23 protein-coding genes are annotated in these 21985 nt (G+C 58.0%); 19 read left to right on the forward strand and 4 right to left on the reverse strand.

The window, feature by feature from the left end:
- Positions 1 to 157 precede the first annotated feature (157 nt).
- From FS320_RS20460 to FS320_RS20470, 3 genes are all read left to right on the forward strand, one after another.
- A complete protein-coding gene (locus FS320_RS20460; protein WP_152713796.1) occupies positions 158 to 418 on the forward strand; it encodes a hypothetical protein in 261 nt (86 codons plus the stop codon).
- Positions 419 to 465: 47 nt separating this feature from the next.
- Positions 466 to 1410 carry a 3'-5' exonuclease gene (locus FS320_RS20465; RefSeq protein WP_274597198.1) on the forward strand — a complete coding sequence of 315 codons (945 nt, stop codon included), beginning with the start codon at positions 466 to 468 and terminating at the stop codon, positions 1408 to 1410.
- Positions 1411 to 1732: 322 nt separating this feature from the next.
- Positions 1733 to 4912, forward strand: a complete 3180-nt coding sequence (locus tag FS320_RS20470) for a PAS domain-containing protein (RefSeq protein ID WP_162003118.1) — start codon at positions 1733 to 1735, stop codon at positions 4910 to 4912.
- Positions 4913 to 5279: 367 nt separating this feature from the next.
- On the opposite strand, the gene FS320_RS20475 is transcribed toward FS320_RS20470, so the two are convergent.
- A complete protein-coding gene (locus FS320_RS20475; RefSeq protein WP_152713802.1) occupies positions 5280 to 5513 on the reverse strand; it encodes a LuxR C-terminal-related transcriptional regulator in 234 nt (77 codons plus the stop codon).
- A 272-nt stretch (positions 5514 to 5785) separates the two neighbouring features.
- Between FS320_RS20475 and FS320_RS20480 the strand changes: the two genes are divergently transcribed.
- From FS320_RS20480 to FS320_RS20505, 6 genes are all read left to right on the forward strand, one after another.
- Positions 5786 to 6847 (forward strand): helix-turn-helix domain-containing protein, encoded by a 1062-nt coding sequence (locus FS320_RS20480; protein ID WP_162003119.1) that lies wholly within the window; start codon positions 5786 to 5788, stop codon positions 6845 to 6847.
- 143 nt (positions 6848 to 6990) lie between these two features.
- On the forward strand, positions 6991 to 8337 hold the full coding sequence (locus FS320_RS20485; protein WP_152713806.1) for an IS5 family transposase: 1347 nt from the start codon (positions 6991 to 6993) through the stop codon (positions 8335 to 8337).
- Between the two features lie 900 nt (positions 8338 to 9237).
- A complete protein-coding gene (locus tag FS320_RS20490; RefSeq protein ID WP_152713808.1) occupies positions 9238 to 9552 on the forward strand; it encodes a hypothetical protein in 315 nt (104 codons plus the stop codon).
- A gap of 127 nt (positions 9553 to 9679) precedes the next feature.
- Positions 9680 to 10267, forward strand: a complete 588-nt coding sequence (locus FS320_RS20495) for a hypothetical protein (protein ID WP_152713810.1) — start codon at positions 9680 to 9682, stop codon at positions 10265 to 10267.
- A gap of 106 nt (positions 10268 to 10373) precedes the next feature.
- Positions 10374 to 10706 carry a hypothetical protein gene (locus FS320_RS20500; RefSeq protein WP_152713812.1) on the forward strand — a complete coding sequence of 111 codons (333 nt, stop codon included), beginning with the start codon at positions 10374 to 10376 and terminating at the stop codon, positions 10704 to 10706.
- Positions 10707 to 10952: 246 nt separating this feature from the next.
- Positions 10953 to 12140, forward strand: coding sequence for a M12 family metallopeptidase (locus FS320_RS20505; protein WP_152713814.1), 1188 nt, complete (start codon positions 10953 to 10955; stop codon positions 12138 to 12140).
- Positions 12141 to 12351: 211 nt separating this feature from the next.
- On the opposite strand, the gene FS320_RS20510 is transcribed toward FS320_RS20505, so the two are convergent.
- Positions 12352 to 12957, reverse strand: a complete 606-nt coding sequence (locus FS320_RS20510; protein WP_152713816.1) for a hypothetical protein — start codon at positions 12955 to 12957, stop codon at positions 12352 to 12354.
- Positions 12957 to 13496: a hypothetical protein gene (locus tag FS320_RS20515; protein ID WP_152713818.1), complete on the reverse strand. Its 540-nt coding sequence runs from the start codon at positions 13494 to 13496 to the stop codon at positions 12957 to 12959. Before FS320_RS20515 ends, FS320_RS20510 begins: the two co-directional genes overlap by 1 nt.
- Before the next feature lie 175 nt (positions 13497 to 13671).
- Here FS320_RS20515 and FS320_RS20520 point away from each other — a divergent pair, with 175 nt between their 5' ends.
- From FS320_RS20520 to FS320_RS20545, 5 genes are all read left to right on the forward strand, one after another.
- Positions 13672 to 13917 carry a hypothetical protein gene (locus FS320_RS20520; RefSeq protein ID WP_152713820.1) on the forward strand — a complete coding sequence of 82 codons (246 nt, stop codon included), beginning with the start codon at positions 13672 to 13674 and terminating at the stop codon, positions 13915 to 13917.
- 40 nt (positions 13918 to 13957) lie between these two features.
- Positions 13958 to 14242 carry a hypothetical protein gene (locus tag FS320_RS20525; protein ID WP_152713822.1) on the forward strand — a complete coding sequence of 95 codons (285 nt, stop codon included), beginning with the start codon at positions 13958 to 13960 and terminating at the stop codon, positions 14240 to 14242.
- Between the two features lie 4 nt (positions 14243 to 14246).
- The gene (locus FS320_RS20530) at positions 14247 to 14528 is read left to right on the forward strand and encodes a hypothetical protein (RefSeq protein WP_152713824.1); all 282 of its coding nucleotides are present in this window, start codon (positions 14247 to 14249) and stop codon (positions 14526 to 14528) included.
- A 1402-nt stretch (positions 14529 to 15930) separates the two neighbouring features.
- The gene (locus FS320_RS20540) at positions 15931 to 16776 is read left to right on the forward strand and encodes a hypothetical protein (RefSeq protein WP_152713828.1); all 846 of its coding nucleotides are present in this window, start codon (positions 15931 to 15933) and stop codon (positions 16774 to 16776) included.
- A 178-nt stretch (positions 16777 to 16954) separates the two neighbouring features.
- Entirely contained in the window at positions 16955 to 17254 is a 300-nt protein-coding gene (locus tag FS320_RS20545; protein ID WP_244627261.1) for a helix-turn-helix domain-containing protein, read from the forward strand.
- Positions 17255 to 17297: 43 nt separating this feature from the next.
- Here the strand turns inward: FS320_RS20545 and FS320_RS20550 are convergent, their stop codons facing one another.
- Complete coding sequence (locus tag FS320_RS20550; protein ID WP_152713830.1) at positions 17298 to 17726, reverse strand: hypothetical protein; 429 nt, start codon at positions 17724 to 17726, stop codon at positions 17298 to 17300.
- Between the two features lie 479 nt (positions 17727 to 18205).
- Between FS320_RS20550 and FS320_RS20555 the strand changes: the two genes are divergently transcribed.
- The 5 genes from FS320_RS20555 (at position 18206) to FS320_RS20575 (ending at position 21767) form a co-directional block, all read left to right on the forward strand.
- Entirely contained in the window at positions 18206 to 18568 is a 363-nt protein-coding gene (locus FS320_RS20555; RefSeq protein ID WP_152713832.1) for a single stranded DNA-binding domain-containing protein, read from the forward strand.
- 309 nt (positions 18569 to 18877) lie between these two features.
- Positions 18878 to 19240 (forward strand): hypothetical protein, encoded by a 363-nt coding sequence (locus FS320_RS20560; RefSeq protein ID WP_152713833.1) that lies wholly within the window; start codon positions 18878 to 18880, stop codon positions 19238 to 19240.
- Between the two features lie 184 nt (positions 19241 to 19424).
- The gene (locus FS320_RS20565) at positions 19425 to 19787 is read left to right on the forward strand and encodes a hypothetical protein (RefSeq protein WP_152713834.1); all 363 of its coding nucleotides are present in this window, start codon (positions 19425 to 19427) and stop codon (positions 19785 to 19787) included.
- 567 nt (positions 19788 to 20354) lie between these two features.
- Positions 20355 to 20750, forward strand: coding sequence for a hypothetical protein (locus FS320_RS20570; protein WP_152713835.1), 396 nt, complete (start codon positions 20355 to 20357; stop codon positions 20748 to 20750).
- Positions 20751 to 21392: 642 nt separating this feature from the next.
- Entirely contained in the window at positions 21393 to 21767 is a 375-nt protein-coding gene (locus tag FS320_RS20575) for a single stranded DNA-binding domain-containing protein (protein WP_152713836.1), read from the forward strand.
- Positions 21768 to 21985 lie beyond the last annotated feature (218 nt).

Consider the following 21985-nt stretch of genomic DNA (forward strand, 5'->3'; position numbering starts at 1 on the left):
AGGACCTCGGTCTTGCCTCTATCTACGTCAAGCCGGTCGAGTAATCCGACGAACCGCCGTATACGGACCCGTATGTACGGTGGTGTGGGAGGGGCGGAACCGCGAGGTTCCCCCCTATCCCGATTTGAATCTATCACCACTCGAAAGCGCAGCTCCAATGCAAGAACTCACCGCCCGCCGGGTATCCGGATGCAACTCGAAGGCCGAAGGCCTGTGCGATGGCGTCCCGTACAATACGGAGCTCGCCAACATCAACGGCGTCAGTATTCACTTCTGGCTAGGTGATAAGGACGCCTCGTTGCTTCCCGGCCTCATCGACACGGCGCAAAGGCATCGCGACATCGTCTACGCGACCTATTCGATCAGCGATGCTCCACCCGCCTTCTGGACTCATAATGACATGGTGCGGCACTCATAACATTTCGCACCCGAGGAGCCTTTGGCGGCAAATCTACTCTCCCGCAGCTGGAATCTCAGCACAAATCCCCAACGAAAGATTGGATCATGCAACTCGAAGACATGGTCGCCGCAATCGAGGCGAGTGGCCAATACCGGATCCTGCGGCGCCTCAACACCGACTGCTCACAGCTCCGCCCCCGCGACCTGTTCATCGAGCCTGGCCTTATTGGGACGAAGCTCGGGGGCCTCCTCGACTGTGAAACGACGGGGACCGACCCTAGGACCAGCGAAATTATCGAGTTGGCAATTGTCCCGTTCTCTTACGATGGCGACGGCAATATCCTCGCGATCCATCAACCCTACCATCGCCTGCGCGAACCGTCCCACCCGATACCTGAGGCGATTACGCAGCTCACAGGGATCGATGACGCGATGGTCGCCGGCCAGGTCATCGACCTAGACGAGTTGGAGGCGTTCATCCGGCCGATCGAACTCTGCACCGCCCACAAAGCCTCTTTTGACCGCAAGTTTGCCGAAGGACTATCGCCGGCATTCGCCTCAATCGCATGGGCGTGTTCCGTCACGCAGGTGCCTTGGCGAGAGGAAGGCTTCGAGAGCCGCGCACTTGGCTATCTGAGCCTCAAGAGCGGTTTCTATTTCGACGGGCATCGGGCGACAGACGATGGCGTCGCGACGGTCGAGATCCTCGGGCGTCGCCTGCCCCGATCTGGCCGGACTGCCCTGTCCTTCCTGCTTGAAGCGGCTGCCCAGGTCACCGCCCGGGTGCGGGCCCCCAACACGCCTTACGAGCGTAAGGACCTCCTCAAAGCCCGAGGCTATCGATGGTCGGACGGCTCTGACGGGAGCCCAAAAGCATGGTGGATCGACGTACCGGAGAACAGGCTCAACGAGGAACTGGCATTCCTGAAGGCCGAAATCTACCATCGAGAGTGCAACATCCCGATCCGAATGATCACCGCCCGCGATCGGTTCTCAGTCCGGGCCGACTGATCTGCCCTCTCATAGCCGCTGCCGAGAAAGCCCGAGGGTCACTCGGGCTTTTTTCTTGCTCCCTCGGCTAAACCCTTAGCTTTCAACAGCTTGACGCAAGATTTGTGCGTTATAGGCGCCCTAATCTGCCCACCTCGGCTGGCTCTGCTCCCTTTATGTCATTTGGTCTAATGGATTTTAGCCCGGATGTAGCCTTCGGGGCGAGGACGAGCCACAAATGCCATTATGTCGCTTTAGGGATTTATTGATTTCCTTATATGCATTTCAGAATGCGCTAAGTCGCTGCCTGACCATTCCTGTGAGAAGTTTCTGGATCGACACTATGTATCCGCTGCCCACAAATGAAGAAGACCGCCTCATGGCACTGAGCAGTCTTCGGCTTCTGGATACCGATGCAGACCCGCATCTGGATTCTATCTGCCGGCTCGCAACCAGCATCTTCGACGTTCCTATGTCCGCTGTCTCAATCATGGGTCCGGACACACAGTATATTAAGGGTCGCTGCGGCATCGATGTCACCGAATGCTCGAGAGACCTGGCGTTCTGCAACCACACCATAATTGGCGAAGACCTCGTGGTTGTCCCCGACGCCCGGCTCGATAATCGCTTCAGGCATCATCCCGCTGTCAGCGACGGCAGCATTCGCTTCTACGCTGGCGCTCCCCTCGTGCTTAGCCCCGGACTTGTTCTCGGTAGCCTCTGCGTTGCAGACATAACGCCCAGGCAACTGACCTCACGGCAGGAAGAACAACTCGCGGGCCTAGCAAATCTCGTCGTCTCCCATCTTCGATCTCACGAGCGTAAGATCAGAACCCAGGAAGAACTTGATGAGCTCCAGCAAGTTGATGCACGCTATCGAGTACTGACCGATCTTCTTCCTCAGAAAATCTGGGTTCAGACACCAGACGGAATCGCAACTTATTACAATCGAAGAGTTCGCGAACACTTTGGCTCTTTAGGTCCTGATTTCGAAGAGCGCATCAAAGCCATTCACCCTGAGGACCTGGGACCGTTGCGGGCCACCTATGAGGCCAGCTACCGTTCCGGAACGCCATACACCATCGACGCGCGCGTTCTCCATGTCGATGGGAGCTACCGCTGGCACCGCATCAACGCCCTCCCGATTGAACGGGATGGACAGATCGTGGAGTGGGCCCACACTGGGCTCGATATTCACGAACTGCGCGTTGCCCAGGAGGAACTCAGGGAGACAAGCCACCTCCTGCAAGTCGCCCTTGATGCGGCAGCTGCTGGAACATGGGTCTCCGATCACGTCGAGGGCATCACCCGAATTTCGGCCAAGGAAAAGGAGATCCTTGGATTACCCGCGGATCATCCCGACACTTTTCCAGTAGAATACTGGTACGAGATCATTGACTCCCGGGATTTACCTGGGAACCGTCAAATCTTCGATGCCGCGGTAAAGGAACGGAGGGACAACTATCAGTTCGAATACCGTGTTAAGGCTCCCGATGGATCTGATCGCTGGATCCAGACCTTCGGGCGCATAATCTATGATGCCGCTGGGGAGCTCGCCAAAGTCGTTGGTCTTGGCCTCGACATCACAGATCGAAAGAACACGGAGGAGGCCCTCCGCAGCAGCGGGGAGCGTCTAGCGCATGCGATTGAGGCTACCGATGATGGCCTTTGGGACTGGCACATAAAGACTGGGTACGGATGGAATAGCCCAAGGTGGTGTACCATCCTCGGATATCATCCCGATGAAATCGAGCTCCATGTCACTACCTGGATTAACTTGATCCATCCGGATGACCATGATCGAGTCATGGAGGTTCTTCAGGTTCATCTCGAAGGCAAGACCCCCGTATATGAATGCGAGCATCGTCTCCGGCATAAGGACGGTCACTGGGTTTGGATCCTTGATCGCGGCAAGGTCGTTGACCGAGATGAGGCGGGCGAAGCCCTGCGCATGGTCGGAACCATTAGCGATATCTCGGAGCGCAAGCGGAATGAAACCGCTCTCGCCGAAGCAAAGGCTGCAGCCGAACAGGCCAACCAAGCCAAGTCGGAGTTCCTGGCAACCGTCAGCCATGAAATCAGAACTCCATTGGCCGGGATCCTTGGTTATACCGACCTCTTCCTTGAGGATCGCTCGCTAACGCAAGAGCAACTCCAGCGCGCTAAAAAGATCCACAGCGCCGGATCCGCCTTGCTGACGGTCGTGAACGACATCCTCGATTTCTCAAGGATCGAGGCAGGGCAGATCGAGTTCGCCTACAAGCCGTTCTCAATCGCAACCTTTGTCGATGATACTCTCAGCATCATCAAAGGCCTCGCGGACAAGAAGGGATTGCAGCTGAGCGCCAACGTTGAAGGCGGTATCCCTTCACGCTTGATCGGCGACGAAGGTCGCCTGCGTCAGGTCCTGCTCAATCTCCTAAACAACGCCGTTAAATTCACTCCGGCAGGCGGCATCAAGTTGCTTGTTGAGCAGGTGAATCAGGTCGGCGAAGCATGTACTCTTCGGTTCGTCGTTTCAGATACCGGTATCGGCATTGCGGACAACCAGAAGGACCGCCTCTTCAAGCGGTTTAGCCAAGTTGATGGTCTAAAGCGGGCCGCCGGCGGGACTGGCCTCGGCCTGGCGATCTCCAAACACCTGGTCCAGTTGATGGGCGGCGAGATCGCATTCGAGAGCATTGAAGGATGCGGCTCGACGTTCTGGTTCAGCATCGGCCTGGACAAGGCCGACCCGATTCCAGATCCCTTCAGAAAGCAGGGAACCCGCGAAATCGGCCGGGCAACCCGCATTCTCGTCGTGGAAGACGTGACAGCCAACCAGGAAATCGCGCAGTCCTATCTCGAAGCTGACGGACACGCAGTCGATGTCGTGGCAAACGGCTCTGACGCCATCAAGGCAGTTCAAGATAACGCCTATGACCTCGTTCTGATGGATATACAGATGCCGGGGATGGATGGCCTGACCGCAACGCAGCTCATCCGCAAGCTGGACCATCCTGCCCGCGATGTGCCGGTCATTGCCATGACGGCCTATGTCCTGCCACAGCAGGTCAAGGCGTTTCTTGATGCTGGGATGAACGGACATGTAGGGAAGCCCTTTAACAGGGCGGAACTCAACGCCGCAATTGAGCGCTGGACTCCTCTGACGAACGTGAACCACGGTCCCAGTTACTCGGCTGCCCTCGATCAGCCCATCTTCCAGGACCTGATCGACTCCATCGGTCCTGCGAAGACGCTCAAAATGCTCCAGGATCTCGCTCCCAATCTTCAGGCTGAATTTCCAGAAAGCCTCAATCAGGATGGGCGCCTTGATCTCGCCCGGCGCCTTCATTCTTTGACCTATTCAGGAATGCTCGGCTTTATGGCTTTCTCCAAGCTCTGCCGTGAAGTTGAGCATGCCTGCCTCAGTGGCCAGGATCCTTCCGCGCTTCTCCCGGTGCTCAACAGCCTCCGCATTGCAGTCCTAAGCGAGATTGATTCAGCCAGTATCAGGCTCCAAGACTTCACCCTGGCGGCCTGATACGGCCCTGAGCCTCTCGTCAGGCTCAGGTGTGCCGTATGTCTGATCGCACCCTATTCCGGTCCTCCCAATCGATGAGTGGCACTCTGCCTTGTCCAAACCCCGGGAGAATGAGCGATGATCACAATCCTGCGTCACGCATGGCTCGTGGTGTGCGAACACCTAGAAGTCTGACTCAACCGCGCAGAAGTTTGACTCAAATTACATGGAAGTCTGACTCGAGCCTCAACTTCTGCTTACGGCCCGAACACGGACCATTTGCTAAGGTCCGCGGAGTGCCGACAACAGACCTTCATGCTCAGTAAGATGAAGGGATAGGGTGCCAACCCGCTTCCAGCGACTGGAATAGGACGGACAAGATCTCAGCTTAGGTCCGGTTCTTGGCCTTAGCCTTGAGAAGGAGTGACTTGATGTGCTCCTTGACGGCAGGTTCGTTAATCGGGAGGTGATCCGCGATCTCGCGAGTGGATACTCCCGCAGCCAAGAGCCGCAGGACGAGCGCCTCCTGTAGAGACAGGAAGGACAACCGGGCACTCTCGTCGACGTTTGTGTCGATAGCATTCTCATGCATTCTCACGAGATGGATGAGCTTTGCGGTCATGCCTTTTGATCCTAGCCCGAGAGAGCGACATCTGCCGATCTGCGGTTCCTCCAGTTAAACGGTCTATAGCATAGGATCCCCAGAGCCGATTGTCTGCGAGTCTCACGCTGACTGACCCAGCGTCTCAATTTCGAAAGGTGAGACCAATTGGCCCTGAGCGTTGCCCGCACGCCACACCACCGGTTCACCGTCGTCCCTTCAATTCCACCCGTCTGATTAGCTTGCTATAGAGGGCTGCTTTGGGACGAATGCCCGTACGGAATACCTGCTTTATGGCCAAGACGCCTTTGACCATCGTCAGCCGCACCTACTCCACCCACACACAGGAACCCTCGGCACAGTTCGAGGCCTGGCGCGGCTACATCGCGCCGATCTACGACGTCAGGCCAATCGGACTGGACGCCGCAGCAGGCTTTCCGGCCGAAGTGCAGGCCTGGCATCTGGGCTCGCTGCTGATCGGGCGCTCGTCCTTCGCCGCTCACCGCTTCTTCCGCGACCAGTCGCGCATCAGCCGTGACGGGCTTGCCCACATTCTGGTGCAGCTATGCCTGGAGGGCGGCTATGCCGGCGTGGCCGATGGCCGCGAGATGGCGGTTGGCGCCGGCGACGTTGCGGTGATTGATCTGGCCCGACCGTTGGCGCTGGAGGCTATGGCAACCCGAACCCTGGATGTCATCATCCCCCGCACCCTGCTGGATCCTCACCTCTCCCGCCAGGCCTCTCTCAGTGGACTGGCGCTACGACCCGGGATGCCAACCGCGGCCCTGCTGGTCGATCATCTGCTGTCGGTGGGACGACGGATCGCAGATCTGAAGCACGAGGCCGCCCCTGCCCTGACGCAAATGATCGCGAGCGCCATAGGCGCTTGTGTCGTCCCCCTCCTTCCAACGGAGACCAAGCACCGGTCCGATACGGTGAGCATGGACCGGGTGAAGGCCTATCTTGACGCGCATCTGGGCTCCCCCAAGTTGGGAACCGCGGACATCTGCCGTGATCTCGGGATCTCCCGCCCAACCCTGTACCGGATGTTTGCCGGTCTCGGCGGTGTGGCCGCCTACATCCAGAACCAGAGGCTGACGCTGGCCTACAGCCTGCTGGTGGATCCGAACAATCCTCATGCCCGGGCACGGGATGTGGCGACCGCGTGTGGGTTTGTGAGCCCCGCGCACTTTCATCGCAGCTTCAGGGAAACGTTCGGGATCACTCCGGGCGATGTCCGTGCGGTGCAGCCCAAGCAGCGGGTGTTCCCCAAGACCTATGCGTCCATCGATTTTGCAGACGTGTGGATCACACAACTCGCAATGAATGCTGCGCCAGAGCATGCGGTGAGTTGAGGATCTGCTGCCCTCGGCTCTGCGTAAGTTAGTCGGCCCTGAACAACCCACAACTGATTGAGGTTGAAGGATTCTTCGTCTTGGCGAAGCATTGTAAAATGCCGGTTCCTGGGGACTGCCCCACTCAAAACCGGTGTTTTGCCATGGGACCCAAGCCGACGATGCCGAGCTCCGGCGATCTCTACCGCAGCCGCCTCGATCAGATCCTCGATCATCACCACGAGCTCTTTCGCCTGGCAGGGCTGATCGACTGGGACAGGTTCGATCACGAGTTTGGCCGCTTCTATCGTCCGCTTGGGAGGCCTGCCAAACCCACCCGGCTGATGGTGGGTCTGTCCTATCTCCAGCACACCTTCAACCTGTCCGATGAAGCCGTGGTGCAGCGCTTCATCGAGAATCCCTATTGGCAGTGGTTCTGTGGCTGCGAGTACTTCCAACACGAGCTGCCGTGCGATCCCAGCTCGCTCACGCGCTGGCGCAAACGGCTTGGTCCAGCGGGGCTGGAGACGCTGCTGGCCGCCACGATCCAGGCCGGGCTGGAGAGCGGCGCGGTGCGGCTCTCAAGCCTGGAGCGGATCAGCGTCGACACCACGGTGCAGCCCAAGGCGATCACCTATCCCACCGACGCGAAGCTGTACCTGAAGGCTCTGCTTGCCCTCGTGCGGCAGGCCAGGAAGTGCGGCCTCGCGCTGCGGCAGTCCCACACGCGCCTGGCCAAGCGGGCGGCCGTGCAGGTCGGTCGCTATGCTCATGCCCGCCAGATGCGGCGCATGCGGCGCGAGTTGAAGCGGCTGAAGACGTATCTCGGGCGGGTCTACCGCGATGTCGCCCGCCAAGTCGCCGACGATGTGGAGCTCTCGATCCGGTTTGCTCCTCTGCTTGGCCTGACGGAGCGCCTCCTGGTGCAGGAGCGCACGAGCAAGAACAAGCTCTACAGCCTGCATGCGCCGGAGGTGGTGTGCATCGCCAAGGGCAAAGCACATCGCCCGTATGAGTTCGGCTCGAAGGTGGCGCTGGCGGTGACGAACCGGGAGGGCTTCGTGCTCGCCTCCAGGGCGCTGGAGGGCAACCCGTATGACGGCCATACGTTGGACGCCACCATCGGCCAGGTCATCGCCATGACGGGCGTCGAGCCGGAGCGGACCTATGTCGATCAGGGCTATCGTGGGCATGACTACGCCAAGACGGATCGGGTCTTCATCACGCGCCAGCGGCGGGGGCTCACGCCCACGATCAGACGGGAGCTGAGACGGCGCTCAGCCATCGAGCCGATGATCGGGCATATGAAACAGGACGGGCGGCTGGGACGCAATCACCTGCTCGGAGCCGCGGGCGATGCGATGAACGCCCTTCTCGTGGCCGCCGGGCACAATCTGCGGCTGATCCTGAACTGGCTCAGGCTTTGTGTTGCCTACCTCATGGCAGCCCTGACCATCTCATTCGCACAATCGGATACTGCCCACGAACCCTGGAGCCCAATCGCCGCCTGATCAAACCGCATTGTTCAGGGCCGACTAAGTTAGCAAAGCGAGATCTGGCCACGGCACATGGACCTGCGGAACGTCAGCAGCGGGTCAAGAGGGGGCCAAGAGCCGATCTGCCGGCAGGTCCGCTTCGCCTGGGGTGTGAGACGTTCGCTCTCAAGATTGAGTGCAACACCGATTGAGTCGGGCTTTACTGTTACCCGTATCCCCGAGAGTCAGCCTTTTCTGAAATGTGGATCAAGCTTTTGGTGTCGCGTCGTCAGGGCAATAGGCGGATTCTGAGTCAGACATTTAGCTTTCTGAACACGTGGACAATATCGGATTCACTGCTCTCGGCCCTATCGAGCTAGCTGCCTAAAGCAGCACCCAAATCCCTGCCAACAATCCCTAATTCCGGAATAATCCCGCAATGTGGACACTCAGATACAAGAATGCCTACATCCATGGATACTGTGATCGTGAAGAGTGCCGCGTACAGATCTCTTCTGAGATCATCTGCTGCCGCTCGTTGCATGCGGCCAAGATCATAATCACGAAGGCGTTCCAAACAGGGAACCCGGGTCACTAACCCGAGATGTCACCTGCCCGTTCCTGCTATAGGACCCTAACGATAAGGAAGATGCCTGAGCTTCATCTCTGAAAGCCCAGGCGTTTCAGCAGACGGCATGCCTCATGTCCGCCTGCTATGCGACTCGATGCCTTCTGATACCTCACGTCGTGGGTATCAGAGTTCCATTTTCCAAAGTTCTTTGGGTGGAGGTTTTGAGAGTCTAACCCCGAAAAGAGATGATCGGATTGGCTCCGCCTCACCCCATTTACCACTGCTTTCTCACCGATTTTAGCACTTCCCCCGCTGTATTGGCTGAAAGACCCAGGAGGTATTCCCCGGATTTAAGGATGATGATTATGACCAGGTTCAACATCGATCGCACCCACCTCACTGGCAGAGCTACCGAGATCGTCATCGCGGCGATCGTCATCGGTGCTCTCGCCTTCCTGCTCCCTGGCCTCGACACTGGGACGAGCCTGCTGACCAGCGCCGGCAATGCCATTGCCGACCTGTGGAATGGCGCCCTCAGCGTCGCGGTCGGCCTCGGCATTCTGTATGGGGCTTGGTGCCTGTTCTGGCCCATCATCCGGAACTTCATCCTGATGCTCATCGGCTGGTCGATCATCGCTGTCCTGGCGTTCCTCACCTTCGCCAACGCGATCGGCCTCTAAGCCGACGCTGCAGCGTCACTTCGAGCCGCGGCCTTCCGGGCCGCGGCTCTTTTTATGGTCACAGCCCAAAACTCTGGCGCCTTCTGGGTTGCACCCGCTGGCTTTCTAAATCACGGAAGGATGTCCGATGTCCGTTACGATCTCCGCGGCTCTTCCCTGCGCACTGCAGCAGTACGGAGCTCCTCAACCGGAACTCGAGCTCACCCGCGCGGAAGTCGTCGCGATCATCACGGCGATCAACGAGACGGCCAGATCCAAGGCCAGGATACTACTGATCGATGACTTTCAGTGCGGCTATGTAGCCATCGGCATCCACCCCAGCGCCTTTGCGGAGATCGCTCAAGAGCTTCCTCCTAAGCTCCATGCCAAGATCAGCCTCCATATGGACTTCGCTGTCCAGCATAATCAGCTGGTTTCGGTCTACACCAACGATGACCTCGCCTATTGCGACGCTCGCCCCGGCCTCAGGATCACAGGTGTTGCCGCTGACGATCCTCGGGTGAAATGGTGCGGTGGTCATGTGGTTGAGGCATTCCAGAACGTCGGGATTCCCTACAATCCCGATAGTCCGAACCAGATCCGGGCGCAGACCCTCCGGGATGCCTGCGAGCGCCGGCTTGCCAAGATCTCGGACATTGACACCGCCTGTCTCTACGAGATCGCCGACTATGCGCTTTCAAACGGTGGCAGTGAGGCATTCGTTATTGCAGCATGAGAACCATAGGTCGCTGAACCTAGCAGGGCCACCCTGCATCTCATGGCTTAAGAGCTATTCTCTCGACGTCAAATCCAGGAAGAACCCAATGGCCTAGAACTATGCCTTGAACGTCGTCCGCAGGCGCACTGTCGGAGCGCACAACGCTTTCGCTGGTGTCAGCGTCCAGATCGCATCAACCGAAGAGAGCGCCCAAGACATCTGCGATGCCCTCGGGATCGGCGTCGCGTTCCGTTTCGTAAAGGACGGACGAGACATCACATCTGTTCAATTTGACGTCATGAAACTTATTGACGCCGACATCAACTCGGCCAAGCCGAAGATCAACGGCCAGGATGTTGGCGTCGGATCCAACCTCTCCTGGGAACTCGGCCAACCTGGATTGGCCCAAACGGATGCACCGTCACCTGACGCTCGCGTCTTCCTCGAGTTCACCTAGAGATTATTACGCCGAGAGGAGCCCCAAACGGGGAAGCGTCGCATTATAGGAGCCGCGGCCTGTTCTGTAACTAGAGTAGAAAGCAGCGGACGATGTCCGAGCAGACATATCATACGGACGCATCTCTACTCACGATGCTCCCTACAACGCGTGATCTTTAGGCGGTAATTATAAAAACTCATAATATGTGCGCGCGGGAGTAACCGTAGCAGTAACGGGGGTCGACGTCAGCGAGGAACGTCAAAGATGACTAGGCTCTGCAAAGCAATTCTTGTATTTCCGCTGGTATGGTCGGCGGGCACTCTTGTGCCGTATAGCGATGCTTCCGCTCAAGAGGACGATGCGGCGCTCTCGGAAGTCGAAGCCACTGAAAGAAATCCGCGGCCAAGACCACCTAGAAACAGGAACCCTGAATACCGCATGTCGGATCGGCAGATCCAACAGTTCTTCCTAACCCGACGGGATCCCTGGCCCGTTCCGGATCAAACCGACCCACCATTCGAGGCAAACCGATTTGGCAGGTCTACATCGTTGGGGATAATCGGAGACAAGACTTTCTTCGAAAGCGACATCTACGTGAAACCATTGTCGGCAGCGATCGGCGATGGGTTCATTATGGAGAGGATCGGTGCAGTTCTAAGAATAACCAGCACCGACACAGGTCCGAACTTCCTCTCGAGACACTTCGGCAGCGACACTACTGCTGCGGTCCTAAATGCCTTCAAGCCAAGGTTGGACAACATTGTTAACCAAGAGCTTCGATCTAAGGTTCAATCCCACATTGAAAAGGTGGTTGAGCGGATCCGGACCGCACAGCCGAACACCTTCTTGGTAATTGCTACCGAAATGGGCAAGAAGTGGCCAACATTTCCGATACGATACGACAGTAGCGCCATGGGAACTACAAAGAGGGGCCAAATCGACGACGCGGTAAAACACTGGCGTGAAAAGACCAACCTAACCTTCAAAGAGGTGACTGGATTACCGGAGACTGAGGATCATATTAAGTTTGTCGAGGGCAGCGGATGTAGCTCCGCCGTCGGACGCAGTGGCGGCAAGCAAGAAATCGTCCTGTCCGATGGCTGCAGCCCGGGCAGCGTCATCCACGAAATCGGGCATGCAGTTGGGTTATTCCATGAGCAATCCCATCCTGAGAGAGATAATTTCGTGACCATCGTCTGGTCGAAAATTGAGTCGGGCGCGCGGAACAACTTCTTGAAAGCTCCGACAGGAGGCTTAACCACAGCATACGACTACGGAAGCATTATGCATTACGAGACGAATGCATTTTCCATTGATGGCTCTCCGACCATTGTTCCAAAGTTGTCGTTCGTGGGCGAAGTTGGGCAGCGAGACGGATTGAGCCCACGGGATATCGAGGGCATCAAGGCCCTGTATCCGGAATGCCAACCAAGCGGCTGTCCAGAGAACTAATTCTAGTAGTGAGACGAAGAAACCTTCTTTGAAAGCAACCAGCGCGCCAGAACTGAACACTGCTGCTTTCAGGCGTGTCCGGAGGTTCCTAGAATGCAAAACCCCGCCAGGTAATCCTAGCGGGGTTTCACAATGGGGGCACATCTCCACGGGAGACTTGAACCAAGATTAAGAGCAGCCTTTTAACATTCGATGAACGGTGTCAGGCTTCTCAAATAGCGTCCTTCTCCTGCGACTTCTTGGACTTCTGAACGGACGCTCGAAGCGGCTTGTACTCGTATATCAGCAGATAATAGATCGTGCTCATGTTGGTCGCTCTCAAACTGACCTCAATGTCCATGTCGGCGTTCTCCCAACCCCAGGCATGGATCCGCTCATTCAGGAAAAGCGAATATGTGAAGTTGTCCGGTTTCTCGTAGAACTCGTTGGCCGGCCTCTTCATGACAGGTTCGCCGGAGCCGTATCGCTCTGATAGGAGCCCCTTCAGCTCGTCAAAGCGAGCCACCGCCCGGCTCCCATAGGCGTCGTTCTCCCATGACTTAGAGACAGCCCCAACACGCCAAAGCTTGTCGTCATACCCGAAGGCAAGTACGGCAGATTCCATGTCGCCCAAGGCTTTCGGAAGATTACGGGCCGTGAACGCTTTGCCCCAACCGTTATCCTGCGGGACCTCCGAGAGCTGAACGCCAAGACCCTCTACCTCCGCCTTGGTCACACCCCACGTGAGACCAAAGGGGCCAGGTGATGGAGGCGGGGTTTGTCCCAAAGCTTGGGTCGCGAAGAACACCGCAATAGCAGCAAACAGAATGCCCCGCATCACAGCGCTCCCTTTTCGTCGATCGTTTTGCCGATCGGCGCTTCGGCCGGTTTCGGAGCTCCACCCGGACCGAATGACGCTGGAATCGAAAGGCCGAGGCGCAGGATCGCTAATCTCATACGAGCTGTTGCGACGGTTACACGGTGGGTTTGCGCCTCTAACAAGGTCATCGAACCCAACAGGCCGCTATAGGTGCCTGTCTTAGCCTCCGCAGCCTGCAACTCAGCCTCGGCGGCCTCGACATCCTCCTCTGCCTTCTTGATCACCTCATCGGAGGCCGGTGAAAGTGACTTCCCCTCGACGGTGTATTTTAGATCGATGCCGCGCAGCCAAGACTTGAGCTTCTGGTCGAGCATCGCCCGCGTCGTCCGCAGCGTGGCCATCTCCAAATCGATCTGTACCCGGATAAAGGATCCTTCCTTGAAATGGTCGGCCCTCTCTTGTGCCGCGGCAATCTCTTGGTCGATGGCCTGGATGTCGGCCGTCAGTTGCTCCGTAGTGGGCCCTTCAGCCCAGCTGTTTCCGGCCGTCGCCGCCAATCCGAGGAGGATCAGCCCGGAAACGGCTGCAACCATTCCTGTTCTCAATCGCATTTTTGCCCCCTGCGCCTGAATGCGTCTCCTCCGAATAGGCGGAGATCCGGTTTCGGGAAACCCGTCAGGCGGGTTCCAAACCGTGGTTTTCTCCTATCCGAAACCCCTGAGGAAATATCTAATGCCTAAAACCCGCAAGATTCCATTCCAGAGATTGCATGTACAGCACCCCAAGAAAGTCGTCCGAGCCTTTGTCGACTGCGACGGGTACTGTATCGAACTCGCCGCGGGCTGGCGCCGGCACCAGGAGGAAGTCCATTTCGTGCGTGAGGACACGGAGAAGGAGGCGCGCGACGCTTTCGCCCGGGTGGTGCGCTGCGATTGTCAGGAGTGCAAGGATCTCATCGCTCAGGGGCGACTGGAGTGACGCTCCAAATCCCTCCCGAAGCACTCGAAGGACCTTGCTCATGACGGACAGCGCCTTGCCCGGCTCCCCGGTCATCCCTCTCGTTCGCCTCGTGAACGGAAAGGCTCACCTCAAGAACTGGTACATCGAGATCCAGGCCAACTGCCCGGAATTGATCGATCGCTTCAAGCGACGTTGCTACCTTATGCCCAAGTCCGTGCACTGGTTCCATCAGGGCAACTCCGAGCACTGGCAGATGTTCGAGTTCTGGACTGACGACCAGAGCGCGATTCTGGACGCCTGTCTTGCAGTCACCTCTGATCTTAGCCTCGAACTTCAGGTCTAACCGTATGCCCCTTGCTCTCCTTCTCATGGTCACACTGGCCGCGATCAGTCTCGGATTGTCCCGGATTGGGCTCCTCTATCATCCCTTCCCGTACGACACCTCGTCATCCGATCAGGCACTCTGGCTGGTCGTGCAGATCGTGTGCCTTTCTCCGTACTTCGTGCCGTTGTTGGTCTATGCCCTCATCCCCCTTCGCCGGCGCGTCGAGTATCGGGACAGCATTGTACCCGGCATATTTCTCACCCTTGGAACCGTGTGGGTTTTAGGTTTCGCCGGGACCGTTTGATCCCATCTTGGAATCGAGGCGCTGGGTATCCCACCGCAGCAGAGGGATATCCGAAGAGATGCCCCTCCGAGCCTTGCTCGGCAAGCAACCTTCTCCCTTCGGGCAAGGCGAGATTTCTCAGTCAGAACCCCAGGAGAAGAATGATGAAGAACGCCTCTCGCGCCCCTCGCAACCTTCAGGCCGCCTCACTCTCGCTCCGGGCCGGTGGAGCTGCAGTCGCAATTGCCGTAGATACACGGCCCAAGGTCGTCCGCGCCAAGAAAGGCAAAGGCTCTTATGATCGTCGTCGCGCTTCTCGGCGCCTCGACGACTAGATGTGAATCATTGGGATTTCCTGGGAAAAGTAAGGGGGATTCAGAAGCTGTTCACCCTTAGGGGAGCATCTGTCCTGCCGTCCCCGAGCCATAGCGCGCACCCCCACATTGCCATGACCTCATTGCCCTCTCTTGTTTCAGGCCACATCGACATGATGGCGCTGCCGACGAACCTTTCTGTTCCTGCCGCGGGATCATTCCAAGCCGTGTTTGGTCCGCAAGTCGTCACCCAGCCGGATTCTTTCCTTCTGATGGGAGCAATCATAATGCTCGCGGAGCTGGCGCTCGTTGCCTTCGCCTGGCGCCAAGGCTCCTGACGTTATTCGGGGCATTCACCTACGGCGCATCTCTTCGCGAATGGCCGTCCAATCTTGAATGCTCCGCCTCCGATGCGGCGGCGTGGAAATCTACGGAGACACGCAGGGGGTCTGTCGTTCAGTCCGGCAGACCAGCGCCCGATGGAAGCAGACCGCTGACAAATATCGGCATCCCTTCAGGGACAATGATCCGACGGAAGCCATCAGCCGGAGTAGCGTCCGGCCCGCATCGCCTTCTCACCATTATCTATAGCCGCTGTGTGCTCACAATCGGTGCTGCGCATCGATCAAACCCCAGAGTCAGCGCAGATCGAAACCTTGGAAGCTCACACCTGGAGGACCCGATGGCTGATGAGAGATACGCCCCTAAACGCGACAGCGAGGAATGTCAGGTCTGGTGTCTGAGCTGCAACGCGTATCTTTACAGCGTTTCGGTTTATGAAGCGATCGCCAGAGGCCAGAACACAGCCACCATTCCAAAGTGCAGACATTGCGTCGAGGAGGAGCAGGGCCCCTCGCCTTATGGACGTTCACGATTTATCGCGTCGTAGTGCCAGCCGGACATTCGTGTTCGCTTGGATTTCAGGGCCCAAGCCGATCTATCTATGTTCGCCACTAGCAGAATGGCGCTCTGAAATTCACCAATTTTCTGCTTCGCGGTTTCAGGAAACCCGATCAGAATATACAAGAGCCGGAAATGAGCTGTCTTAACCGAAGCAGACGCCAAGTCCGGCCGGCTCAAATCCTAACAAGACTACCAAGAGGGGCTCCATGTTGTCACGTATAAGGCTTGTAACGATAGCAGCTTCCGTTCTTACGGGTACTCTGATGGCTCACGCCGACGACTATAAACCCGTCGAACAGATGTCCCCGTCAGCAGTATCGACAGGGGGAAAAGCGGCCGACATCGTCGGTATTTCTCCTGGGATGCGTTGCTCGGAAGCGGAAGTCTTCGTTCGAAAAGTTGCCGAAGACGTAAAATACGGCAACGGAGAACCCCAGAAAGACACCCTCCGTTTGCAGACCAGATTCAAAGGTCTGTCCGTGTCGACAGAGGAATTCGTCAATCGACTGGTCGTTTCCGGAGTTCAACCCGACATCCAAACTAGTCTGGACGTCGCGTGTAGCGGATTCGCGAGCGGGAATCAGGTTACTGCCGTATCTCGACAGCTCGTGTACACCAAACAGTGGTCCGCGCCCGCCGTCAGCGACCTCTTGGCGAGCCTGAAGGCGAAGTATGGCGAGCCATCCGGCAGCGCGGATGATATGTTCAATACCAAGCTCTACTTCTGGACATACCGGAACGGGAGCCAGTACCCCTGTGAAAACAAGAATAAGTCGCCAGACATTTGCGGCGGCGGGTTCTTCCAGCCAGTCTACGATCCCGACTCTTTCCAAGATTTCCTCAAAAGAGACCCGCGCATCTCAGAGGTTCGTATCGTAGCCTCGATCCAGACCTGGTCCGAGGAACCGACAAAAGTGAGCAGGTTTGGAGTCGTTGTTAATGACGGGGCGCGTACGGCAAAGGCGGCAAAGATCGACTCAGACGATCTCTTCGCTGAAGCCGACAGACAGTACGCGGCTAAAAACAAGCCCGTCTCTGCTCCGAAGCTTTGATCCGACCACGCGTTCGGCACTTGGCCGAAATGCGGACATTTGTACTCATTGCTCGCATTAGCCCGCCTCACCGCAGAGGCGGGCTCTTCTATAAGAGATCATTTTACCCGGAGCCTCTGCGTCCTATCACCACCTTGAGCCATTGACGCATCTCTCTGGCTGAATCAGGAAGAGTGGCATGAGCCAGGATCCAGATGACTTCGATCAATTGATCGCCAGCCTTGGCGCGATGCTTGCCTTAACGGACGATGGCCCGAGCATCGGCGATGGTCTCACAATCCCCGACGCCATCGACGTAGCTGCCGTCCGGAAAAAGACCGGCCTCTCTCAAGCGGCCTTTGCCCGCCGACTTGGAGTGCACCCGAACACAGTCCGCAATTGGGAACAGGGCCGCCGGAACCCGCAGGGCCCAGCCCGCATCCTGCTGGCGTTACTCGACCGAAAGCCGACGATTGTCGACGACACCTTGAGAATGTAAGGATATTGCCGGCGCAAGCAAGCGTCCCGTCGAGTGCTTTGCCCTAGAAGCCGACACTTACAGCAACGCCGCCATAAGGTCGGCCATAGCCATAATACGGGTTGCAACAGCCGTAGCCCCCGTAGTACCGGGCCGGACGATAGTACCCATAAGGGCGGCCATAGTAGCGGTAGGGATAATAGGCGCGGCGCCAGCCTGGATAACCATAATAGGCAGCCCGCCGCGGTCGGTAATAGCCGTACCTGTAGGGATAGGCATATCGCGCCACTCGGACGGGACGCCGATACGACAGGTTCCGATAGTATGTCCGCCGAAATGTCGGCGCCCGCCGAACATACCCGCGGATAGTCTCCCGCGCGTACGATGTCTGGACCTTGTCCAGGTCGATCGTAACTGCCTTCGGTGATGCCTCTACGGCACTCCCCGATGCTACAGTCACGACCAAGGCTGCAAGCAGGTGACGGAGACGCATATTTACCTCCTGGCCTCACTACGTTGAGAACGTTTTCTCTCATATCTCCGTTCCGGACCGCCCTGAGACACGACTTGGTTATGAGCGACACGGTGCAGACGATTGGGCTAAACGTCGATTTTATGGGCTACATCGCTCAGGCAGCACTGCAAGCTGTCCCACTTTAGAGATTTGACGAGAGTTCGAGGGTGTCCTCCCCTCGATCCTAAACTCCCTACAAGGAGCCCCGGCACCACCAGTTGGTCCGGGGTTTTTCTTTTCCAGTCCTGGAGTGAGCGACCTCCTCTCAACTTAAATCCCCTCAAGGAGCCCCGAGATGCCTTCCGGCCTCGGGGTTTTTCTTTTTCCTCCTCAGGAATTGTGCAGCCCGCTGGGCTCGAAACCCCACCAAGAAAGAGGCTCCTCTGGCCTCAAGACAGTGGGATCTCCCGATCTCAAATCCCTCCAACGATCATCGATCACGACAAAGGACATCGATTATGTCGCAGAACACCGCTCCCGTCGCCGCCGCCGCTTCCACCAACACCAAGCAGCGCCTCTACAATCGCAACCTGGTCGTGTCCGATCTGTCAGTGAAGATGGATAAAAACGGCAAGCCGTACGCCAATTTTCGCGGCGGCTTCAAGGATCGCAAGAACGGCGCCGACGTGAAGATCTTCTGCCAGGCCTTCGGTCGCGCCTACGAGGCTCTGAAGGACGAACTCGTCGAAGGCAACACCATCAAGGTTTACGGCGCGCATGAGCAGCGCCAGGCCGATGAAGCCAACGGCATCCAGGCCACCCGATCCTTCCGCGTGGTCGGCAAGCAGACGCCCCGCGAGGAGATACCGGCGGCCGCGTAACCCCCCGATACCCAACCTCACTGCCCTCTGTCCTCAGAGGGCAGTCTATCCTCCACCTCCTGGGCATGAGGTTAAACGCTGTACAAGCCCCGTGTGGTCCTGAGCAAAGGCGTGACTGAAAAGTGCTCTCCCCACCCCAACAGGAAGAAGCCCGAGTGCTCGCCGCTCGGGCTTTTTTCTTGTCCGCCTGGATCAGGTGCAGGTCCTCAGATCTCAAACCCCATGAAGAAAGAGGCTCTTACCGCCTCGAGACAGTGGGACCTTCCGTCCTCAAATCCCTTGCAACGATCGTCAGAAAGATCATCGATTATGACCCAGACCGCTCCCGTCGCCGCCGCTGCCACCTCGACCACCTCGCAGCGCCTCTACAACCGCACGCTCACTGTCTCGAGCCTCGACGTCAAAATTGACGTTAAGGGTCGGCCCTACGCCAATTTCCGCGGCGGCTTCAACGACAAGAAGACCGGCAAGCCGGTGTCCATCTTCTGCCAGGCATTCGGCAAGAGCTTTGAGGCTCTGAAGGAAGAGCTCGTCGAAGGCAACACGATCAAGGTGTTCGGCGCCCATGAGCGCCGCGAAGCGAACCCCGAGCAGGGCATTCAGGCCTCCCGCTCCTTCCGCGTCATCGGCAAGGCGACGCCGCGCCCGCAGGCCGACGCTCCGGCCGAGTAACAAGCCCCCCAGACCGTCACCCAGCGACGTCCCAATGAGAAGCCCGAGCGCCTCCCGGCCTCGGGCTTTTCTTGTTTCCAGTTGGATTTGCGCAGGTCCGATAGACCTCAAACCCCAGAAGGAAAGAGGCACAGACGCCTCGCTCAGGGGTCTTTCCTCTCACTCGACATCAAGGACATCGATCATGTCGCAGAACACCGCTCCCGTCGCAGCTTCCGCCACCACCTCGACCCAGCGTCTCTACAATCGCAACCTCGTGGTGTCGGACCTTACAGTGAAGCTGGACAAGAACGGGAAACCGTACGCAAATTTCCGCGGTGGCTTCAAAGACAAGAAGACCGGTGCCGACGTGAAGATTTTCTGCCAGGCGTTCGGCCAATCCTTCGAAGCTCTGAAGGATGACCTTGTCGAGGGTAATACGATCAAGGTTTTCGGCGCACATGAGCGTCGCGAGGCTAACGAAGAGCTCGGCATCCAGGCCAGCCGCTCCTTCCGCGTGATCGGCAAGCAGACGCCGCGCCCGCAGCAGCACGCAATCGCCGAGTAAGCCCGGCGGCTTCGTAGCGACGATACGCGCGTCACGAAAGGGCCCGAAGCGTGCAGCTCGGGCTCATTTCCCGGATCCATCTTGGATTCTCGAAGGTCCATCAGACCCAAACCCCAAAAGGGAGATGAGGGACAAATGGTGTTACGCACGCGGGTAGCGCCCGCTTGGTACTGATCAGCAACGCTCCATAGCGGCCCCACAAAGACTGTCGGCCTCGTCCGCCTGATCGTCCTGCCGCAAGTTCCAGATACCCAATCCCGGTAACGGCACGATCCAGCGAGCATTAATCTCGTGTCACGTGCCATCTCGCGCTGATAGCGGGCCGAGCTAGAGGCCTAAACCATAGCAACCTGATCCATTGTCGGATTGGTCAGCCCACCAGACGGGCCCTCATCGTACATCGAGGAGAGAAGCCCGAGTGCCGCACCCCGGCCTCGGGCTTTTTCATTGCCAGCCATTGAGTTTGTGCAGGGTCGAAAGACCTCAAACCCACAAAGAATGAGGACGCTGACGCCTCAGACAGTGGGATCTCCCGATCTCAAATCCCGACGAACAAGGACATCGATTATGTCGCAGAACACCGCTCCCGTTGCCGCCACCGTTGCCACCAGCACGACTGCTCAGCGCCTCTATAACCGGACCCTCATCGTGTCCGACCTCACAGTGAAGACGGACAAGAAGGGCCGGGCCTACGCGAATTTCCGTGGCGGCTTCAAGGACAAGAAGACCGGTGCGGACGTAAAGATATTCTGCCAAGCCTTCGGTCGGGCCTATGAGGAACTGAAGGACGAGCTCGTCGAGGGCCGCACAATCAAGGTCTACGGCGCTCACGAGCAGCGCGAGGCCGACGAGGCTAACGGCGTCCAGGCGACGCGCTCCTTCCGCGTTGTCGGCAAGTCGATGCCGCGCGCCAAGAACGACAATACGCTCCCCGGCGGTGAGCCTGTCGCCGCAGCTGCTTAAGGGCAGCGACCGACGGAATCAGAGGCCCAATCACACAGATTGGGCTTCCCCTTCCAACACCAGGTTCTGTGCAGCCCAAGAGGCTCCAAACCCCGACAACAATGCACCCCAAGGAACCATGACCACACTGGATAGAAGGGGGTCACAATGAAGCAAACCGCGCGGGTAGCGCCCGCTCAATCCGTCCAGCTTGCGCCATAGCGGCTCCACACAGACCGACACCATGAATGAACGGTGCTCGTCTCGCCGCAAACACAGATATCCCATCCCGATACCGGCACGAACCAACGAGCATTGATCTCGCCTCACGTGCCATCTCTCGCTGACAGCGGGCCGAGCTAGAGGCCTAAACCATAGCTGGTGAGGTCGCCAAAATTGACCGGTACCGGCCCACCTGACGGGCCACCTCACATCTCACCCATGGGCCCAATTAGGGCTCCCCGTCACCCTGCCCAATTAGGGCCTCGAACAGAAAAAGCCTGAGCCCCGCGCTCAGGCTTTTTCTTTTGCCCGATCTGAGTTTGTGCAGCCCGCTGGGCTCCAAACCCCACAGGAAAAGAGGCTTCAAGGCGCCTCGGACAGTGGGATCTCCCGATCACAAACCCCTCCAACGATCATCGATCACGACAAAGGACTTCGATCATGTCGCAGAACACCGCTCCCGTTGCCGCCTCCGCTTCCACTCAGGCGGCTCCCTCGCAGCGCCTCTACAATCGCAACCTCATCGTGTCCGATCTGACAGTTAAGATGGACAAGAAGGGCCGCCCGTACGCGAATTTCCGTGGCGGGTTCAAGGATCGCAAGAACGGCGCTGACGTGAAGATTTTCTGTCAGGCGTTCGGCCCCGCCTACGAGGCTCTGAAGGACGAGCTTGTCGAAGGCAACACCATCAAGGTTTATGGCGCGCACGAGCAGCGCCAGGCCGATGAGGCGAACGGCATCCAGGCCACGCGCTCTTTCCGGATCGTCGGCAAGTCGACGCCGCGTCCGCAGCAGGACGCCGGCTCCGCCGAGTAAGGTTCACACGAATTAGCCCGAGTGCTCCCGCCTCGGGCTTTTTTCTTTTCTGGTTCGGAATTTGTGCAGGTCCGCTGGACCTCAAACCCCAATCGGGATAGGGGGGAGCCTCGCGGTTCCACCCCTCCCACACCACCGTACATACGGGTCCGTATACGGCGGTTCGTCGGATTACTCGACTGGCTGGACGTGGACAGAGGCGAGGCCGAGGCCTCTGA

Origin of the sequence: Microvirga tunisiensis, assembly GCF_009296175.1 — a bacterium.
In the GTDB taxonomy this organism is placed as follows: Bacteria; Pseudomonadota; Alphaproteobacteria; order Rhizobiales; family Beijerinckiaceae; genus Microvirga; species Microvirga tunisiensis.

Coding starts and splice junctions, on each gene's coding strand:
- FS320_RS20555 (WP_152713832.1), top strand. CDS start 18,206: ATGTCGCAGAACACCGCTCCCGTCGCCGCCGCCGCTTCCACCAACACC.
- FS320_RS20545 (WP_244627261.1), top strand. CDS start 16,955: ATGAGCCAGGATCCAGATGACTTCGATCAATTGATCGCCAGCCTTGGC.
- FS320_RS20530 (WP_152713824.1), top strand. CDS start 14,247: ATGCCCCTTGCTCTCCTTCTCATGGTCACACTGGCCGCGATCAGTCTC.
- FS320_RS20460 (WP_152713796.1), top strand. CDS start 158: ATGCAAGAACTCACCGCCCGCCGGGTATCCGGATGCAACTCGAAGGCC.
- FS320_RS20550 (WP_152713830.1), bottom strand. CDS start 17,726: ATGCGTCTCCGTCACCTGCTTGCAGCCTTGGTCGTGACTGTAGCATCG.
- FS320_RS20485 (WP_152713806.1), top strand. CDS start 6,991: ATGGGACCCAAGCCGACGATGCCGAGCTCCGGCGATCTCTACCGCAGC.
- FS320_RS20495 (WP_152713810.1), top strand. CDS start 9,680: ATGTCCGTTACGATCTCCGCGGCTCTTCCCTGCGCACTGCAGCAGTAC.
- FS320_RS20505 (WP_152713814.1), top strand. CDS start 10,953: ATGACTAGGCTCTGCAAAGCAATTCTTGTATTTCCGCTGGTATGGTCG.
- FS320_RS20490 (WP_152713808.1), top strand. CDS start 9,238: ATGACCAGGTTCAACATCGATCGCACCCACCTCACTGGCAGAGCTACC.
- FS320_RS20540 (WP_152713828.1), top strand. CDS start 15,931: ATGTTGTCACGTATAAGGCTTGTAACGATAGCAGCTTCCGTTCTTACG.
- FS320_RS20570 (WP_152713835.1), top strand. CDS start 20,355: ATGTCGCAGAACACCGCTCCCGTTGCCGCCACCGTTGCCACCAGCACG.
- FS320_RS20520 (WP_152713820.1), top strand. CDS start 13,672: ATGCCTAAAACCCGCAAGATTCCATTCCAGAGATTGCATGTACAGCAC.
- FS320_RS20470 (WP_162003118.1), top strand. CDS start 1,733: ATGTATCCGCTGCCCACAAATGAAGAAGACCGCCTCATGGCACTGAGC.
- FS320_RS20560 (WP_152713833.1), top strand. CDS start 18,878: ATGACCCAGACCGCTCCCGTCGCCGCCGCTGCCACCTCGACCACCTCG.
- FS320_RS20525 (WP_152713822.1), top strand. CDS start 13,958: ATGACGGACAGCGCCTTGCCCGGCTCCCCGGTCATCCCTCTCGTTCGC.
- FS320_RS20480 (WP_162003119.1), top strand. CDS start 5,786: ATGGCCAAGACGCCTTTGACCATCGTCAGCCGCACCTACTCCACCCAC.
- FS320_RS20565 (WP_152713834.1), top strand. CDS start 19,425: ATGTCGCAGAACACCGCTCCCGTCGCAGCTTCCGCCACCACCTCGACC.
- FS320_RS20575 (WP_152713836.1), top strand. CDS start 21,393: ATGTCGCAGAACACCGCTCCCGTTGCCGCCTCCGCTTCCACTCAGGCG.
- FS320_RS20510 (WP_152713816.1), bottom strand. CDS start 12,957: ATGCGGGGCATTCTGTTTGCTGCTATTGCGGTGTTCTTCGCGACCCAA.
- FS320_RS20475 (WP_152713802.1), bottom strand. CDS start 5,513: ATGACCGCAAAGCTCATCCATCTCGTGAGAATGCATGAGAATGCTATC.